Origin of the sequence: Proteiniclasticum ruminis DSM 24773 (assembly GCF_000701905.1) — a bacterium.
In the GTDB taxonomy this organism is placed as follows: Bacteria; Bacillota; Clostridia; order Clostridiales; family Clostridiaceae; genus Proteiniclasticum; species Proteiniclasticum ruminis.
This window is the reverse complement of sequence record NZ_KL370832.1, coordinates 58,176-75,476: the sequence shown is the minus strand read 5'-3', so window position 1 is coordinate 75,476 and position 17,301 is coordinate 58,176. Positions and strand designations below refer to the sequence as shown.

At 41.7% G+C, this 17,301-nt stretch carries 16 protein-coding genes; all 16 read right to left on the bottom strand.

The genetic code is table 11. The features are described from left to right. Positions 1-44 precede the first annotated feature (44 nt). A complete protein-coding gene (locus T487_RS0113565; RefSeq protein ID WP_031577671.1) occupies positions 45-731 on the bottom strand; it encodes an N-acetylmannosamine-6-phosphate 2-epimerase in 687 nt (228 codons plus the stop codon). 133 nt (positions 732-864) lie between these two features. Then, positions 865-2,268 carry an FAD-dependent oxidoreductase gene (locus T487_RS0113560; RefSeq protein ID WP_051651735.1) on the bottom strand — a complete coding sequence of 468 codons (1,404 nt, stop codon included), beginning with the start codon at positions 2,266-2,268 and terminating at the stop codon, positions 865-867. Next, positions 2,258-2,809 (bottom strand): hypothetical protein, encoded by a 552-nt coding sequence (locus tag T487_RS0113555; RefSeq protein ID WP_031577669.1) that lies wholly within the window; start codon positions 2,807-2,809, stop codon positions 2,258-2,260. The genes T487_RS0113560 and T487_RS0113555 overlap by 11 nt, the downstream gene beginning before the upstream one ends. Positions 2,810-2,823: 14 nt before the next feature. Next, positions 2,824-4,980: a hydantoinase/oxoprolinase family protein gene (locus tag T487_RS0113550; protein WP_031577668.1), complete on the bottom strand. Its 2,157-nt coding sequence runs from the start codon at positions 4,978-4,980 to the stop codon at positions 2,824-2,826. 63 nt (positions 4,981-5,043) lie between these two features. After that, a complete protein-coding gene (locus T487_RS0113545; protein WP_031577667.1) occupies positions 5,044-6,348 on the bottom strand; it encodes a C4-dicarboxylate ABC transporter in 1,305 nt (434 codons plus the stop codon). A gap of 44 nt (positions 6,349-6,392) precedes the next feature. Further along, the gene (locus T487_RS0113540) at positions 6,393-7,085 is read right to left on the bottom strand and encodes a hypothetical protein (RefSeq protein WP_051651734.1); all 693 of its coding nucleotides are present in this window, start codon (positions 7,083-7,085) and stop codon (positions 6,393-6,395) included. 15 nt (positions 7,086-7,100) lie between these two features. Then, on the bottom strand, positions 7,101-8,171 hold the full coding sequence (locus tag T487_RS0113535) for a MarR family transcriptional regulator (protein ID WP_031577665.1): 1,071 nt from the start codon (positions 8,169-8,171) through the stop codon (positions 7,101-7,103). A 219-nt stretch (positions 8,172-8,390) separates the two neighbouring features. Further along, positions 8,391-9,293 carry a ribose ABC transporter substrate-binding protein RbsB gene (rbsB, locus tag T487_RS0113530; protein WP_031577664.1) on the bottom strand — a complete coding sequence of 301 codons (903 nt, stop codon included), beginning with the start codon at positions 9,291-9,293 and terminating at the stop codon, positions 8,391-8,393. Between the two features lie 71 nt (positions 9,294-9,364). After that, positions 9,365-10,312 carry a ribose ABC transporter permease gene (rbsC, locus tag T487_RS0113525; protein ID WP_031577663.1) on the bottom strand — a complete coding sequence of 316 codons (948 nt, stop codon included), beginning with the start codon at positions 10,310-10,312 and terminating at the stop codon, positions 9,365-9,367. Continuing rightward, positions 10,309-11,823, bottom strand: a complete 1,515-nt coding sequence (locus T487_RS0113520) for a sugar ABC transporter ATP-binding protein (protein WP_031577662.1) — start codon at positions 11,821-11,823, stop codon at positions 10,309-10,311. Before T487_RS0113520 ends, rbsC begins: the two co-directional genes overlap by 4 nt. A gap of 45 nt (positions 11,824-11,868) precedes the next feature. Continuing rightward, positions 11,869-12,288, bottom strand: a complete 420-nt coding sequence (gene rbsD, locus T487_RS0113515; protein ID WP_031577661.1) for a D-ribose pyranase — start codon at positions 12,286-12,288, stop codon at positions 11,869-11,871. After that, complete coding sequence (gene rbsK, locus T487_RS0113510) at positions 12,285-13,205, bottom strand: ribokinase (protein WP_031577660.1); 921 nt, start codon at positions 13,203-13,205, stop codon at positions 12,285-12,287. The genes rbsD and rbsK overlap by 4 nt, the downstream gene beginning before the upstream one ends. 21 nt (positions 13,206-13,226) lie before the next feature. Next, positions 13,227-14,249 carry a LacI family DNA-binding transcriptional regulator gene (locus T487_RS0113505; RefSeq protein ID WP_031577659.1) on the bottom strand — a complete coding sequence of 341 codons (1,023 nt, stop codon included), beginning with the start codon at positions 14,247-14,249 and terminating at the stop codon, positions 13,227-13,229. A gap of 273 nt (positions 14,250-14,522) precedes the next feature. Next, positions 14,523-14,768, bottom strand: a complete 246-nt coding sequence (locus tag T487_RS0113500) for a hypothetical protein (protein ID WP_031577658.1) — start codon at positions 14,766-14,768, stop codon at positions 14,523-14,525. A 766-nt stretch (positions 14,769-15,534) separates the two neighbouring features. Beyond that, on the bottom strand, positions 15,535-16,464 hold the full coding sequence (locus T487_RS0113495) for a transketolase family protein (protein ID WP_031577657.1): 930 nt from the start codon (positions 16,462-16,464) through the stop codon (positions 15,535-15,537). Between the two features lie 9 nt (positions 16,465-16,473). Further along, a complete protein-coding gene (locus tag T487_RS0113490; protein WP_036909558.1) occupies positions 16,474-17,301 on the bottom strand; it encodes a transketolase in 828 nt (275 codons plus the stop codon).

The window sequence follows — 17,301 nt, the reverse complement described above, 5'->3', positions numbered from 1 at the left end:
GGTACAATTTAGCTTCATGAGCTCTTTAATATCTTTTACTCAGTTCAGATTACACTCGAAAACCTTTTTGTTATTTCCATTGGTCTCGTGATAGCCGATCCTACAACAGCACAATAAACAGGAAGTTCCATAACCTTACCTAGGTCCTCTGGGGTAGAAATACCACCTTCTGCAATCACAGGAAGTCCTACATCAATCATATTCTCTAGTAATCCATAATCAGGTAGATGTACTCCCTTTGTATCATCTGTATATCCTGCTAGTGTACTTCCTAATAAGTCGAAACCTAACTCTTTCGCTAGAATAGTATCTTCCAGTTTAGAACAATCTGCCATAAATAGCTGTTGAGGATACTTCTTTCGAACTTGCATAAAGAAATCTTTCAGACTTTTTCCATCTGGGCGGACTCTATTTGTAGCATCAACTGCGATTATTTCTACACCTTCCATAACCAGCTCTTCTACTTCGTTTAATGTTGGTGTAATAAACACAGGATTATCTCCATAGACTTTCTTGATGATACCAATAATTGGTAAATTCACATTCTTTCGAATTTCACGGATATCAGCTACCGTATTAGCCCTTATTCCTTTTGCTCCTCCCAGAAAAGCTGCATATGCCATTTTCCCCATAATATAGGAACTATGTAATGGTTCTTCAGGTAATGCTTGACAGGATACAACTAACCCTCTTCTAATTTGATTCATTGTTTCTTCATTGGTTTTTCTCATATTTTATCTAAAGACATCATGTCTTTCTCCTTATCATTCAATTCTTCTATCATATTCAACGCATTGATTTGGAGAAACAGTGAAAGTATAAACAGCCGCCATTCACTATCAAATCTGTACTCAGTTCATACCATCAACTTTCATAAGCAATACCAGTTTCCGGTGCATCGTCACTACGGATATACTTCTCTAGAAAGGCACCTTGCTTTATGAGGGTCTCTCTAAGTATATGAATATCTACATCTCTGGTATGTACATTAGCTTTTTGAGCCAAGGCCGCCGCTGTTCCACCTGCTTGACCGACCGCCATGGCAATAGGTGTTACTCTCACTGCGGCTAACGCACCATGTGATGCACTGAGTGATCTTCCGACCACAATTAGATTATCCACTTTTTCTGTCACTAGACATCTGTAGGGAATAGAATACCAGCTGCCTTCAATGAGAAACTGATGGTTCGTTACACCTTTTCCTTCTGGATTATGAATGTCTATGGGATAACCGCCCATGGCAATGGCATCATCAAACATGGTATTGACTAATAACTCTTCCTCTTTCAGTATGTGAACCCCATCAATTTTATTAGATTCTCTAATACCAATATTCGGCCCTGTATTTGCCAGAACACAGTTTTCAAATCCAGGTATGTACTTTCTTAGAAATGCGACTGTCTCCCGTACCTGCTGTCGGCCTTCTATTTCAGCCTTTGTCAAATCAAAGGGATTTAATGCGGATTTTCTTGGAATTCTGGACATATTGATAATAAATTCATTTTTGTTGTTTGTCTCAAAACAAAGAACAGAATCTCTACTATAGTTCAATTCTCTCTTCTCAATGGCTTCATGGATCAACTCTTTAAAACCTGAAATCCCGGTTCTTTCTGACCAATCGATGACCTCCAGGCGTTTCGCATTTGTATCTTGAACATTCTCACGCATAAACTTCTTTAATCTTTCACGGTCTACATTGTAAACCTTCGCATTCATAGTCATAGGCTGTGCGAGGTGATCTTTATCTCTTCCGTAGCGGGTACTGACTCCCGCTGAAACAGCCACATCTGCATCAGCAGAAGCATCTACAACAACATCAGCGGAGACAGTGAAGAATCCACCTTTTGAAAAGAGCTTCACGCCTGTTATTTTCTTGCCTTCTAGGATGGTTTCTACAAAGTTTGTGTGATAAAGCAGATCAACCCCATTTTCCATAACCATTTCTTCCATGACTATCTTAAGACCTTCCACATCGAAAGGTGTCACACTGGAGCAATAACCAACTACATCCTTCATATGACCTGGGCTATAGCCATTCTGGACAAGTCGATCTACAATTTCTCCCGGAACACCTTGAACTACCTGTTTTTCTCCCGCATGAAAACTCATCATAGGACCAGTTCCTGCATTTGTTAGCATACCGCCAAGAAACCCAAATCGCTCTACTAGAAGGGTCTTAGCACCATTTTTCCCTGAAGCAATCGCAGCAGATACTCCTGAGGGTCCCCCTCCTATTACAACAACATCATAATGATATTCAAAATTCATTATCATTTTCCTCCAATCTGAACACAGTGTTCACAAAAGCATTCGCTGCAATTTCAGACATTGCACGGATGCCAGTTTTTCCGATCTTTAGTTTGCCAATTTCTATCATTGGCACCATATAGAGTTTTGAAGTAAGTCCCAGTACAGTCCATTCCAAATAATGGAAGTACTCATGGGAGAGAATATAGTTTTTACTCACATCATAAGGAAGTAAATTTTTTTCTGCCCAGATTTCAATTGATTTTTTGTAAAGATGGATTTCTTTTTTCCCAGAGATATACTCACAAAAATACCTCGTTTCTCCTAAGGTATAGTCTTTGTCAAGCTCTTTTACTAATATGCCTGAATCATGAAGAATTTCTTGAAAATTACAGTTTCTCCCATACCTATCAATAAACTTCTGCCCCTCTATCTGCCCTCTGGACCATGCTGTTTCTACAATATCCTCATACTTGTCCTGAGGAATTTTTAAGAATGACGGATCTAGCTGGAGATCCTGAAATGCATTACTTTTTACTGGAAGCGGAAACTTATTTACCATTTTTTCTCCTCACTTTAGGTATCAGATCTGTTTGTGCTGATCACAAGGATCGGGGTCATTTCTTCTACATGAGACAGTTCTATCTTTGCGATGGATAAAACTTGTTGTTCATTTTGAAGTCCAGAGATATCAATAATTTTCTTCCCCTGTATCACAAAAAGATTTGGCAACTGCGTACCACCATCGTTATATTCAGTATATTCATTAAGAAGATACTGAATGGTATCAAATACCGTTTTTGCAGTACATTGCCTCACATCCGCATTATTCTTCTGAAGCCTTATGACACCTTCATGATCGATGAGTCTCAAGTTGTTCTTTTTAGACTTCAACAGACCAAAAAGCTTCCTTTCCTCTTGCGTATAGCAAATGGCATACATCATGCCATTACTTCCTTCTACTCTGAGTTTCTTGGGATCCACATCGAGATTATCAGAAACTTTCTCAATAAGCTCATGTTCGGTCAGTTTTTTTGACGTCAGGTCTTTCGCTCGTAGTTCACTGGTTCCAACCGCCACAGCTCTGATAACATTTCTTTGAGTATCCACTTCTACATGCACTTCCACACTTTCCGGTGTAGCACCTGACTTAATGACAGCGTTCTCAGCCTCTCTTCTCACAGAAAGAATATCTTCTTCTGATGGGTTAGCGACTACTCGTTCAACAAGTTCTCGTACCATAGCCAGCGCAACACCGATGGTAGATATTACTGGTGCATTTTTTGCAATTCTTGTCTTAACTCCCATGGTCTCACCAAGATGAGGAACCACAGTAGAGGCTCCACCACCACCGCCTATATAGGTCAGTGTTTTCATACTAATACCATAGTCTTTAACCATCGCTTCTACTACGGATCCATTTTTCTCTGCTGCATAGGCAAGTACCAATTTTGCTGCTTCAAGCACACTGATACCCATGGAATCCGCCAGAGGTGTCCAAGCCTTGACTGCCGCTTCCCTGTTCCCGAAAGCATAATCACCTTCTTGAATATACCCAGCAATCATCGCCGCTCCAGCCATTGTAAAGCAGAATTTTTTGCCGTTGCTGCACTCCACATATCCATACTCAGGATCCGTTTCCTTGGGGCGTACAGTTTGTAAAACCGGATCTACAATCTCATCCGGTGTGGTATAGCACTCATAGTCGATTCCAGCGATATGTGCGCTTCGAGGTCCAATCTGAACGGCTTTTCCATTTCTGATCTGTACCATACTTCCTCCTCCGATGCCAACCGTTCTTACATCAAGAGAATTCAGGTAAGTCTTATGACCTCCTATCTCAGAGTACTTAATCATGACTTTCCCATCTTTGATACAAGAAATATCCGTAGAGGTACCTCCTACTTCAAAAAAGATTCCATCGGTGATTTTTTCATACATCAATGCTCCTGCTACTCCTGCTGCAGGGCCGGAAAGCACTGTTAAGATTGGCCGGTTTCTTACTTCATCTATACTCATCACCCCACCGTCACATCTCATGACCATGAGGGGGGATTCTATTTTCGCATTCTTAATACTGGACTCCGTCATGTTTGCAGTCTCAAGCATTTTAGGTAAGATACTCGCATTGATCACCGCTGTTCTCGTTCTAACTTTTAAGCCATAAAGCTTAGAAATGTCATTGGTGGCGGTACTTGGAAGGCCCATTTCCTTTGCTATCTGCATAACCAGATTCTCATTTTCTGGATTGTCCACACTAAAAGCTTCTGCTGCCACAATAGATCTAGCATTTTTCGAAGTAAGACTACGAAGCTTCTCTCGGATTTCCATTTTAAACTCCTCTAAGGATATTCCACTGTTTACAAACTCATTTTCTGTATGCAAAAATTTCCCTGGTGCCAGTTCTATTTCTCCCATGAGTGTATCGTTTTTGGACTTCATGCCCTCTAACCCTGAGCCTATCGTCAAAATACCAACGTTCTCAACATCACCTTCAAGAAGAGCATTGGTTGCCTGAGTTGTGCCATGTGCAATAAACTGAACTTCGCTTGGTTTGATCTTATGAATTTCCATTAGTTTTTCTAGTGCTTGAACTATACCTTCAGCCACTCCACTTTCTGATTTATGGGATGTGGGTATCTTTATGGACCCAATCAGTTCATAGGTATCGCTATTGATTGCTGCTGCATCTGTAAATGTTCCACCTACGTCTATCCCAATTCTTACTGCCATCTTTTGCTTCCTCCTAATATAGGATTAGCGGTATGAAGCATACCGCTAAATCCTGTTTGTCATCTAAAAGTATAATACTGATGCTGCAATTACTAAGACTGCTGTCACTGCCCAAAGGTAAGGGACCAGTTTCTTGGTAAGTGTGTTGACTTCAACACCCGCAAAGTTTGCTGTCCATACATTCTGTGTATTGGTCGGGTCACCAACTGCTTGCATTCTTTCGACGGATAAGAATGCACCCATTACAGCCAATACAGGCATCAACCCAAGGCTAATAAAGAGAGCTGCAATTCCTGATCCTAAGCCGAAGAGATTCAGCGGCCCTCTATATAAAGCCAGAGGAGCCAATAGAATAAAAAATAAAATGTAAGTGATCCTGGTAGATGGGTTGATTGCTGTCATAAATGGTGCAAGTACATCTTTTACCATTGGGTGGGTTACTGCCAGGTATAGAATACCTATACCAACCATAAGTATGATGGCTGGAGCAGCATCTGAAATACCGTCATAACAAGTTTTTGTAAGCATGTTCATGGATTTCTGCCATGATTTGAAAGTGAAAATTAGAATCCAGAAGATACCTGCAAAGAACGCTGGGATAACTGGCACTTTAAAAAGTGCTACAAGGATAATTGGTACGATCGGAGTGAACATTGCCATTGCTCCGGTAAAGCCCTTGATCTCATTGGCTCTTGGTGCAACTTCGCTAGAAGGTGCTGAGAACGCAAACTTAATACCATTCATTTTAAACTCTCTTAGAATGATAACAACAGTTGCTACCGCAGTACATATAAACACAATATATGAAAATGACTTGATATCTTCAAGCGGTAGCCCGAAGATGTTACTGTAGTTTTGCCAGTTGGCAATGTTGAAGGATAGCCCCGTTGCAAATGACATCAAATAGATGGCAGCTGCAGAAAGAGCAGGTATTCCTATAGATACCATGATGGGCAGAACGATGGTTCCAACCATGATGACAGAGCCAAGGCCCGAGAGTGTTGTGAAGAGAAGTGCAACTACTGCACTTAAAATCACTGTGATGATCAACGGTCTGTCTCCCCCAAGCTCTGCAGCTTTCTTAATCATATTCTCTGTAACTCCGGACTTGTTCATAAGCTGACCAAGCCATGCACCAAATACTGCTGCAATATAAGCCGCTGCCATTCTTGTGGCACCCGCTTCAAATACTGTCTGCAGATATCCAATTTCCTGACCATCTGCATTTTGACCTTTCATTGGGACACCAGAAATTAAAAGTATGCCTAATGCCAATAAAGGTAGGGCAAGAAGAGTAGGGATTTTTTTGCTGATCATAAGACCTGCGATTACAATAAATAGAGCAATGATAAGGATTCCTTGAAACATGATAGCCTCCTAAAGTAATATATTTTAACACCGAAGTGTTAAGATCAAATATTATTTGATTCCTTCAAATAGCCCTGAAGAGTGTCTCTAAACGCTTCAGGATCAAGAGATGGAAACACGACAGCACCTACCATCAGGGCTTTGACACCAGCTTGCTTAAGATACTTCAGATCCTCTACTGTTACAAATTTCTGCGTCGGTACTAATACTGGTTGACTTACTTTTGTGATTTCTGATAAATGTAAATAATCCTTAATCGTGAACTTTTCCCCATACTGTTCGGGTTTCATAATGGATGCTTCTAAGACATCAATTCCTAATGCTTCCAAGTTCTTGTACTCATTCATGTCATACTCATGACCGATGGCAAAGACTTTTTCCAAATTTGTGACTTCCAATGCATAGAAGGGTGTATTCTGCACATAACTCGATACAAAATCAAATCCCATCTCTGAAAGTATTCTGAGTTCTTCTTTTGTCGCGTAATTTTTATGATCACCGGGTACTATACCAAGAATCATTTGATTATCTTTTGCAAATTTACACAGTTCTTCTAGAAAAGGTTTTTCCTCCTGAAACGTACCAAATTTCTGATTTGTGGCATGATGCATTGCATTGATATGCACTTTCAAGATTTTCGCTTCAGCATCTCTTGCAGCCCAAGCATAAGTCATCTCGTTTTTTGGTAAGCTCACGACAATACTGAATTCATTTTCTGTCAATAGTTTATGAATCATTTTTCTCCCCCCCTGTTATGATCCGAACACAACTCGCTCCGTCAGCCTCTTAACCATGTTTTCAGAATAATCTCCTACTGCAGCACCTAATACATAAATATGTTCTGGGTATCGTACTGTCTTTATTCTTAGCAGTTTTTGCACAGAATGTTCTATACCGGGAATATTTGTTCCGTTCCCCACCATAAATACTGCGTCTAAATCATAGAAGTTTAGAATGATAGCCAGTACCGATGCAGTAATTTCAGCAATAGTCTTTTGTGGTGATTTTTTTAAGCTGAGGAGTGATTTTCCTGATACGGTTCCTACTGGACTATTTTTTAATGTAGCAACAGTATGGAACACTTCTCTCCATTTATCCAGAAGCCCCATTTGTTCTAATAAAGGTGACATAGAAATCACAGTCTGACCACTATGGTCCACGAGTTTCCCCCTCATATATATTTGAGCTGTCATCTCATAATCAAGGGCAGTATAGATATAATTCTCTATGCCTTCTAGTTTTGCATTCGCAATCTCTTCTTCCAAGTGATACTGACTTGTAAATTCAATTTCCACTTGATCAATTTTAAACATTTTCAGTGCATCTCGAATCGGGATATTGTCTTGGGAAAGCCCGGTAGAGAGCATGTAACTTAATTCACTCTCGATCATGTTCTCATCAATAAGAAGACCAATTTTAACAGGTTTTTTCGCTAATCTTTCAAGTTCTTCCACCATAAATTCCACAATAGTATTACCGTTAACATAATTTGTTCGCATCACTTTCGTCTCAATGAGCTGCTTGGTGGTGTCATATATTTTAAATGAAATCTGTCTATGTTTCACTTCGACAAGTACTACATGATCTGCTGTCATTTGAATCACAAGTCCTACTCTTCTACGTCCACCAGTAGATTTCTGCTCGAAAGATTCTAGTATCTCTCCTGATGCCAGAAGTTCATTCACAAGATTTGTGATGGTGCCTCCTGAAAGCCCTGTATATTCCGCGAGTTCTACTCTAGATATTTGCGGATGATCAAAAATAGCTTTTTTTACAATTTCTTTATTTTTTTTTCGCACATCACTTAATGATGCTCTACTCATACCTCTCACCTACTTATTTTAATACTTGAAATAAGTTATTATTACTATAACAGACCTTCAACATCGTGTCAAACGTTTTCATTTGCATTTGCAGCATTACTTTTGATTTTCTGAATGCCAAAAAACAATAATCCTTTTGTACAAACATAAAAAGTCCGGATGGAGCAATAATTCCTCTCCATCCGGACTTCTATAGACTTCTTTGACTTTAAATTACAGTTACTTCTTAGTGACCAGCTGTAGATTTACAGGGATGGTCTTCTCCACAGATTCTCCATTGATGACCTTCATGGCGTTCTCAACACCCAGTGAACCAATCATCTTAGGCAGCTGCTCTACCGTTGCAGCCATGGAACCATCTTCCACTGCTGCTTTTGCATCGGCTGTGGCATCAAAACCTACCACAAGAATGTCTCTTCCGGAAGCCTTGATGGCTTCAAGAGCACCCAGTGCCATTTCATCATTATGAGCAAATACTGCATCGATCTCTGTCTGAGCCTGCAGGATATTCTCCATAACAGAAAGTCCTTCCGCACGATCAAAGTTTGCTGTCTGACGGGCAACTACTTCAATGTTTGTTCCTTCCAGAGCCTTGTTGAACCCTTCGCCTCTGTCTCTTGCAGCAGATGCGCCTGGGATTCCTTCCAGCTCTATAACCTTACCTTCTCCACCCAGCTGCTCTACGATAAACTCCCCTGCAAGTACACCACCAGCGACGTTATCAGAAGCAATATGGGCTACTACTTCTCCACCGTTGGCGCCTCTGTCCAGAGTAATCACAGGAATGTCCGCAGCATTGGCAGCTTCCACTGCACTCTTTACCGCATCAGAATCTGTAGGGTTAATGAGGATCAGGTCTACCTTCTGGTTGATGAGGTCTTCCACGTTGGACATTTCTGTGGCAGAGTCATCCTGAGAGTCCAGAGTAATGAGCGTTGCACCCAGCTCGGTTGCTTTTTCTTTAGCACCAGCTTCCAGATCCACAAAGAAGGGATTGTTTAAGGTTGAGATGACCAGACCGATTTTCTTTCCTTCCGCATCGCTTCCACCATTGTCAGAACAGCCAGCAAAAACACCCAGCGCCATTGCAGTTACAAGCATAAGACTTAGAATTTTTTTCATTTTCTTTCCTCCTAATATATATGTAATTTAATAACACAAAGTAAACAGAATCTGGAAATGTTATGTATCGTTTATCTGGAAGCTTTCTTTTTTCTGTCCATAAGAACAGCTACAAGAATCACAATACCTTTAGCCACATCCTGATAGTAGGATGAGACCTGCATGATGTTCAGTGCATTGTTCAGCACACCAATGATGAGTGCACCTATGGCAGTGCCTGTGATGGTGCCTATACCTCCCGCCATACTGGTTCCGCCAAGTACAACAGCCGCAATGGCATCCAGTTCATACCCTGCTCCAGCTGTAGGCTGTGCAGATCCAAGTCTTGCTGTGATAAGGACACCTGCGATACTTGCCATCATACCTGATGCGGCATAAACAAAGAGCTTTACGCGGTTTGTCTTGATGCCCGAGTACATGGTGGCTTCCTCATTGGATCCAGTGGAATAGATATATCTGCCCATTCTGGTATGGTTCAGCATGTAGTAAGCAATGATGAAGATGAAAAGCATCAGGTACACAGGAATGGGAATGGGCCCGAAGAATCCTCTTCCTATGGCATTAAAGAGCTCTGAACCTTCTGTATTTCCTGTGCCTATGGGTCTTCCCTGGCTGAATACAAGAAGCAGTCCTCTTAAGAGGGTCACTGTACCTAACGTTGCAATGAAGGGCTGAAGTCTCCCTATAGTGATGAGGCTTCCATTGACAAATCCGATGAATGTACCAAGGATCAGCACTGTGAGAATCACCACTACTATATTTGTACCCCCTGAGATCATGGTGGCGGCAATGGCTCCTGTAAATCCAAGAACGGATCCAACAGAAAGGTCAATGCCCCCCACCAGAATGACGAAGGTCATACCGGTGGCAATGACTGCGTTTATGGAAGTCTGTCTTAAAATGGTCATAAGATTTCCAGTGGTAAGGAACCTGGGCTCCAGAATGGAAATCACGATGGAGGTCACCAGCAGCACCATCAGCGGTTTGTTCTTTATGAATTTCATCAGGATGTCTTTCATTTTGTACTCACTTCCTTACCCACCGCAAGAGTCATGATCTTCTCCTGTGTGGCTTCTTTAATATCCATGAAGCCTGCTACGCTGCCTTCATGCATGACCATGATCCGGTCACTGATCCCCAGCACTTCCGGAATATCTGAAGATACCACGATGATGCTAAGCCCCTCTTTCTTTAGTTCGTTGATGAGATCATAGATCTCTTTTCTTGCGCCTACGTCCACTCCTCGTGTAGGTTCATCCAGGATGAGCACTTTTGGCTTTGTGAGGAGATTCTTGGCAATGGAGACTTTCTGCTGATTGCCTCCACTTAAATATCTCAGCTGCTGTTTTGTCCCTGCAGTCTTGATGGACATGCTCTTGATGTAGGATAGAGAAGCTTCTTCTTCCTTTTTCTTATTGAGGTTTCTCATGGGTCCCAGGAAGTCTTTTAACGAAGAGAGTGTCATATTGTCTCTTAAGGTCATGCCAGTGATGATACCGTTGGATTTCCGGTCTTCACTGACATAGGCAATGCCGCTTTCGTAGGCCGCTGCAGGGGATGTTATTTTCTTCATCTTGCCTTCTACTTCCACAACTCCTGAGTCCAGTGGATAGATGCCGAAGATGGAGCGCATGAGTTCTGTTCTGCCAGAACCCATGAGTCCTGCGACGCCCAAGGTTTCCCCCTTTTTTACACTGAAGCTCACCTTACGCACAAACTCGTTGTTGAGGTCTTTCACGTTCATTGCTTCTTCACCCAGGACAATATCCACACGTGGATACTGCTCACTAAGTTTTCTGCCCACCATCATCTCAATGATGGTGTCTTCATCAATATGCTCCACTTCCCGTTCTTCAATAAGCTCGCCATCTCGGAGCACCGTGATGTCATCACAGATGTCCAGGATCTCCTGGAGTCTGTGTGAAATGTACACGACGCTTTTCCCGTCTTTTCTCAGTTCACGGATGACTTCAAATAACTTCTCTGTTTCTTGAGGGGTCAGTGCCCCTGTGGGCTCGTCCATGATAATGACTTCGGCATTGATGGAGAGTGCTTTCGCAATTTCCACCAGCTGCTGTTTTCCGATGCTGATGTTTTTCACCAGCTCTCTTGGTTCTTCCGTTAAGCCCAGTTTATCCAGCCATTTCTTGGCATCTTCATTGAGTTTCTTCCACTGAATCCGACGGGTGGATGTCACTGGTTCTCTTCCAAGACAGATGTTTTCAGCGATGGACAAATCCTTGATGAGGTTCAGTTCCTGATGGATGAAGGCGATGCCCCCATCCTGGGATTCTTTCGTATCATGGAAGTTCACTGGTTTTCCCTGGAGAAGGATCTCTCCTTCTGTCTTTTCGTAGACTCCCGTGAGGATCTTCATCAGGGTGGATTTTCCAGCCCCGTTTTCTCCGATGAGAGCCATGACTCTTCCTTTATAGATGTTGAAGTCCACATTTTTCAGAACGTAGACACCGTTAAACTCCTTGCTGATGCCTTTCATGGAGACAATGGGCTGATTCAGCTGCTTTGCCATGCTCTCCCCTCCCTTTTCTTACTACTTCTCATTTTACTTCTCTCCTTAGAAGGTGACACTGGAGACCAGGATAATGTTGGCGTAGGCCTTATATTCTCCTGTTCTCACCACAGCTTTGGAGTCTCTTGTCTTCTTTTTGAACTCTTCATGGGGGACATACTCCACGTCGATGGTTTTTCCTTCCTTTACGCCAGTCCTTTCAATAAAACTAAGAATTTCGTGCAGAAGTACTGGATTTGCGCTTTTGATTTCTTCTGCCAGAATGACTTTCTCAATCTCCTGTTCTTCCAGGATGGCTTGAAGTACAGGCATGAATTCCGGCAGGCCTTTTACTACTGCAAGGTCGATCCTCTGGACACCATCTGGTACCGGAAGACCGCAGTCTCCAATGGTTAAAGTATCTGTGTGTCCCAATTTACTGATGACATAAGAGATTTCTGAATTTAACAGCATTCCTCGTTTCATTGGACTTTTCCTTCTTTCATAAACTTTTCCACTTCTTCCCTTAAGGGCAGTGATGTTTGGGCTCCTTCTTTTGTGACGCTCAGCGCTGCGGCTGCCATGGCAAAGGAAATAGATTCTTCCATGGATTTTCCTTCCGAAAGTCCCACTGCAAAGGCGCCATTGAAGCAGTCACCTGCGGCTGTGGTATCTATCGCTTTCACCACATGGCCTTCATAGTGTTTCATTCCTTCTTTCGTCACATGGAGAGCTCCATTTTTACCTAAGGTCACCAGCACATGGGTCAGTCCTTTTTCAAGGAGACTTTGTGCTGCTTTTTCAATAGTTTCCATGGTGTCTGTGTTCATGCCCGTGAGCAGATCCAGTTCTGTTTCGTTGGGGGTGATGAAATCTATATACTGGAAGATTTCTTCTGGCAGGCTTCTTCCAGGTGCCGGATTGAGGATGGTTTTCATGCCATGTGCTTTTGCGGCTTTCAGGGCATACTGCACCGTATCGAGGGGTGTTTCCAGCTGGGTCAGAAGAATTCCATTTTCTATAAATAGATCTTCCTTTGCTGCCACATCCTCTCGTGTAAGAAGAAAGTTTGCTCCGGAAGCCACGGTGATGGCATTGTTTCCGCTTTTCTCCACGATGATGGCTGCAACGCCCGTGGGCTCTTCTTTTTTCCTATAGATGCCTGAAATTTCCACACCGTCTTCTTTCAGGCTCTTTATTAGCGCATCTCCAAAGGAATCCGCACCAACGGCTCCAATCATGGATACTTCCCCTTTAAGCTTTGCCACTGCGTCTGCCTGGTTTGCGCCCTTTCCTCCTGGAATCTGTTTGAACCCGTTGCCAAGCACTGTTTCTCCAGGTCTTGGAATGTGCTGAGACTGGATCACAAGATCCATGTTGAGGCTTCCTACAACAATGATCATGGGCTTCTCCTCCTTTTTCTTTCAAATGGATTTTCGTTCGGTGATTTCCGTATTCAGCATCACCATGCTGGTTTTCTTTTCAACTGTATGTGATTTAGTGGACTTTTTCTCTTTCAGATGCTTGATGAGAAGATCCACAGCCTGGTAGCCCATCTCATAGTTGGGCTGCTTCACGGTGGTCAGTTCCGGTTCCACCATCTGGGCCATGTAAATATCGTCAAACCCCATGACACCTTTGTCTTCTGGAACTTTGTACCCATTTTTCAGAAGCTCTTTCATGGCTCCGATGGCAATGAGATCATTCCCACAGAAGACAGCATCGAAGTCTCTTTTTTCTGTGAGGAGCTCTTTTACGCCTTTTCTGCCCCATTCTGCCCGGTACTCTCCATATTTGATGAGATGTTCTTCCACTGGCAGATTTTTTTCTTTTAATGCTTCTTTATAGCCTTCCAATCTGTCCATGGCCGTTTGGGTTTTTAGGGACCCAGAGAGATAGGCAATCTTCTTGTATCCTCTTTCCACCATGTGGCATACAGCCTGGTAGGCACCGTCTTTGTTGTTCACCAGCACTTTCCCCAGGATGTTCTTTGAATCAAAGTCTCTGTCTATGAGGATGATGGGTATCTGAGTTCTTTCAAGAATCTCTCCCATTTCCTCACTGTTGGAGGAATGGGCGATGATGATGCCGTCCACCATTTTGCTGGAGAGAGACTCAATGTATTTTTCTTCCACTTCTATTTTGTCGTCGGTGTTGCAGAAGATGATGCTGTATCCTTCTTCATTGGCTCTGTCTTCTGCCCCTCTGGCGATGCCTGGGAAGAATGGATTGGTGATGTCCGGAAGGACTAAACCAATGATGCCTGTTCTACGGGTCACCAGGCTTCCCGCCATGGCGTTGGGGATATAGTTGTATTTTTTCATCACATCTTTCACTCTTTGGCGGGTGGCCTCTGAGATGTGCTGATCTTTTCCATTGACAATGAAGGATACGGTAGCAATGGAGACTCCAGCCTCTTTTGCGATGTCTTTGATGGTTTTCTTCATAAGTAATCGTCTCCATTTTTTAGTTAAACGTTTTACTAACTTTTATGATTTTATTATAGAGATAAAAAATAGAAATCTCAAGTGGTTTTGTAATCATTTACAAATTTCGTAAATTTTTTCTTGGATAATTATGCTAATTTATTTCTTCTTTGATCTTTTCTTCAATTCCATTGTAAATTTATAAAGAAACGACAAAAAAGCCCACCACATCGCGATGGACTTAAAATAAAAATCACTCAAGTTCATTCAGTTCTTTGTTCGCTTCTAAGGAAATCAGCAGCCCTTTTTGCTACGATTGGCATCCTTGGCTCTAAGTAAGTTTTTATCCATCATGGACGCAGAAACAAACTCATTCTCCTCACTTTCAGTATCCGGACATTCGAAAAAGTTCTCCTCATACTCTATAACTTCACCCTTAATTAACCCCTTTGTTTCTCTACTCTTTATTTCTAACTCGTGTACCTTATTACAAATCGGGCAATCAATTTTTATACTCTTTATCTCATCTTCTTTTTTCATTCACTACACCACTTTCTTTTAGAAATGAGGACCTTTCTATTCATTTGGTCGATTTTGCAGTGCTGGATATCTTGTAAAATGAAATGGCACACAGAAAACTTTATGTTTTCTCCTATCTCGAATTTTTACCTATATATATACATCTTTCTTTTTGATGACTCTGGTAAATGCAAAAAAAGTGGTAAATCAGGATCCTTGTCGTCAATAATTGTTTTCATATTCTCACATACATCAAGCGCTATAAATTGATTATGCACATCATAACTATTGAACTCCAACTCCAGTAAAGTATTTGCTGTAGTATAAAGATCTATTGGTGATTCATTTTTCATTTCAACATAATATCTAAATCCCGATGAATACGAAATGACGGATGGGATAGTACTTCTTTAATTTCTGTGAGAAACGTCCGAACTTCTTCTGAATAAATCATATTATAGTCCACAAAAAACCTCCAATTAATTTAATTATAACTATCAATTGATAGTTATAAAATTGGTTATGAACTCATGTTAGCAAAGCTCAGTATAATCATTAATTGACCTTTTTGAAAACTAATTGAATATCTGTATTGTACCAATATATATGATTGTAATCAAATTTAATTCAACTATATTTAGCAGGACCATTTTAAGATTACTGGAGGCTAATTTTTCCTTGTGTTGGATAAGAATTGCATCTGCGAACTTTGCCTACTATATCGAAATATGAAATAGAGAGATTTGATTCTTTTGGAAATAATCAAATCTCTCTATTTGCAATACGTTTATTTATTCATGAACTTAATCACATCTTCTTCGATGCTTTCCTCGTCCAGCCTATAATGTCTCAGAAGCTCTTCTGGCTTTCCAGATTGTCCAAATACATCCATGATACCCAATTTCTTGATTGGATACTGTCCTCTTTCTAACAGTATATCCGCTACTGCATCTCCAAGGCCACCATACACTGAATGTTCTTCTAAAGTAATAACTTTTTTGCATTTTTCAGCATACTTTTTAATCAGCTCAGTATCCATGGGCTTTATGGTGTGTATGTTCACGACGGAGATCTGCATATTCATCTTTGAAAGTTTCTCCGCTACGTGAAGTGCTTTATGTAGCATAAGGCCACAGGTGAAAAGAACTGCATCTTGTCCTTCTTTATAAACCTGACCTTTACCAATCTCAAAGGGTTTATCCTCTAGAACCGGTGAAGGCATTCTGGCTAATCTGAGATAAACCGGCCCTTCCATTTCCACTGCCGCTTCCAGTGCTTTTTTTGTTTGATGCGCATCTGCTGGACAGATGACGGTCATCCCTGGTATTCCTCTCATAAGTGAAATATCTTCAATGGTCTCATGACTCCCACCATCTTCTCCCAATGTAATTCCGGCATGGCTCATGGCCAGTTTTACATTGGAATGGGGATATCCAATGGAGTTTCGGACCTGCTCATATGCTCTTCCTGTTCCAAACATCGCAAATGTACTAATCACAGGAATATATCCCATTTCAGATAGCCCCACGGCCATACCTGTCATATTCGCTTCCGCAATTCCTGCGTTGAAAAACCGGTCCGGAAAAGCAGATGCAAATTTATGTGTCATAGTAGCATGTGACAGATCCGCGTCCAAGACAACCACTTTATTGTTTTCATGTCCCAGTTTAAGAAGTGCATCACCATAAGCTGCTCTAGTTGCTATTAATTCTGGCATAGTATCCTCCTAATAAAGTTCTTTCAATGCATCATTCAGTTCAGCGAGTGTAAGTCCTCTTCCATGCCAGCCAACCTCATTCTCCATGAAGGAAACTCCTTTTCCTTTAATCGTATGTGCAATAATACACTTAGGTTTGTTTTTGGATGGCATGTCAACTGCTGATATCATATCTGATAGATCATGCCCGTCCATGAGTTCTATGACCTCGAATCCAAATGTTCTATACTTGTCTGCAAGATTGCCTACATCCATGATATCTTCAGTTTTTCCATCAATCTGAAGTTTATTGTTATCCACAAGTAGCGTTAGATTATTTAGTTTGTAATGACCTGCAGCCATGGCTGCTTCCCAAACCTGCCCTTCCTGATGTTCTCCATCTCCCAGGATGCAGTAAACAGAGGCTCCAGCTCCAGAAAGTCTTGCGCCAAGGGCCATACCCACAGCAATGGAAACACCTTGTCCCAAGGATCCAGTTGAGGCATCCAGACCTACCAGTTTTTTCTTGTCAGGGTGACCTTGAAGTGGACTTCCAAACTGACGGAAGGTATCTAAAAGACCTTTGTCAAAATATCCTAAATCTGCAAGCACTGCATAAAGCGCAGGCGCTGCATGTCCTTTTGATAGAACAAAGCGGTCTCTCTTAGGATCTGAAGAGTTTTTAATATTTAGTCTCATCTTGTAGTAATAGAGTGTCACAATCATCTCCATCATAGAGAGTGAGCCTCCAGGGTGACCTGAGTTCGCCTTCTGAATCATGGTGAGTACGTCTCGTCTCAATTGCGCTGCTTTAATGCTCAAATCAGTAATTTGTGTGTTTTCAACAATATTTTCCAT

What these genes read in the sequence shown, in the direction of transcription:
- T487_RS0113565 (WP_031577671.1), bottom strand. Translation starts at nt 731, where the DNA reads ATGAGAAAAACCAATGAAGAAACAATGAATCAAATTAGAAGAGGGTTA.
- T487_RS0113560 (WP_051651735.1), bottom strand. Translation starts at nt 2,268, where the DNA reads ATGAATTTTGAATATCATTATGATGTTGTTGTAATAGGAGGGGGACCC.
- T487_RS0113555 (WP_031577669.1), bottom strand. Translation starts at nt 2,809, where the DNA reads ATGGTAAATAAGTTTCCGCTTCCAGTAAAAAGTAATGCATTTCAGGAT.
- T487_RS0113550 (WP_031577668.1), bottom strand. Translation starts at nt 4,980, where the DNA reads ATGGCAGTAAGAATTGGGATAGACGTAGGTGGAACATTTACAGATGCA.
- T487_RS0113545 (WP_031577667.1), bottom strand. Translation starts at nt 6,348, where the DNA reads ATGTTTCAAGGAATCCTTATCATTGCTCTATTTATTGTAATCGCAGGT.
- T487_RS0113540 (WP_051651734.1), bottom strand. Translation starts at nt 7,085, where the DNA reads ATGATTCATAAACTATTGACAGAAAATGAATTCAGTATTGTCGTGAGC.
- T487_RS0113535 (WP_031577665.1), bottom strand. Translation starts at nt 8,171, where the DNA reads ATGAGTAGAGCATCATTAAGTGATGTGCGAAAAAAAAATAAAGAAATT.
- rbsB (WP_031577664.1), bottom strand. Translation starts at nt 9,293, where the DNA reads ATGAAAAAAATTCTAAGTCTTATGCTTGTAACTGCAATGGCGCTGGGT.
- rbsC (WP_031577663.1), bottom strand. Translation starts at nt 10,312, where the DNA reads ATGAAAGACATCCTGATGAAATTCATAAAGAACAAACCGCTGATGGTG.
- T487_RS0113520 (WP_031577662.1), bottom strand. Translation starts at nt 11,823, where the DNA reads ATGGCAAAGCAGCTGAATCAGCCCATTGTCTCCATGAAAGGCATCAGC.
- rbsD (WP_031577661.1), bottom strand. Translation starts at nt 12,288, where the DNA reads ATGAAACGAGGAATGCTGTTAAATTCAGAAATCTCTTATGTCATCAGT.
- rbsK (WP_031577660.1), bottom strand. Translation starts at nt 13,205, where the DNA reads ATGATCATTGTTGTAGGAAGCCTCAACATGGATCTTGTGATCCAGTCT.
- T487_RS0113505 (WP_031577659.1), bottom strand. Translation starts at nt 14,249, where the DNA reads ATGAAGAAAACCATCAAAGACATCGCAAAAGAGGCTGGAGTCTCCATT.
- T487_RS0113500 (WP_031577658.1), bottom strand. Translation starts at nt 14,768, where the DNA reads ATGAAAAAAGAAGATGAGATAAAGAGTATAAAAATTGATTGCCCGATT.
- T487_RS0113495 (WP_031577657.1), bottom strand. Translation starts at nt 16,464, where the DNA reads ATGCCAGAATTAATAGCAACTAGAGCAGCTTATGGTGATGCACTTCTT.
- T487_RS0113490 (WP_036909558.1), bottom strand. Translation starts at nt 17,301, where the DNA reads ATGGAAAATATTGTTGAAAACACACAAATTACTGATTTGAGCATTAAA.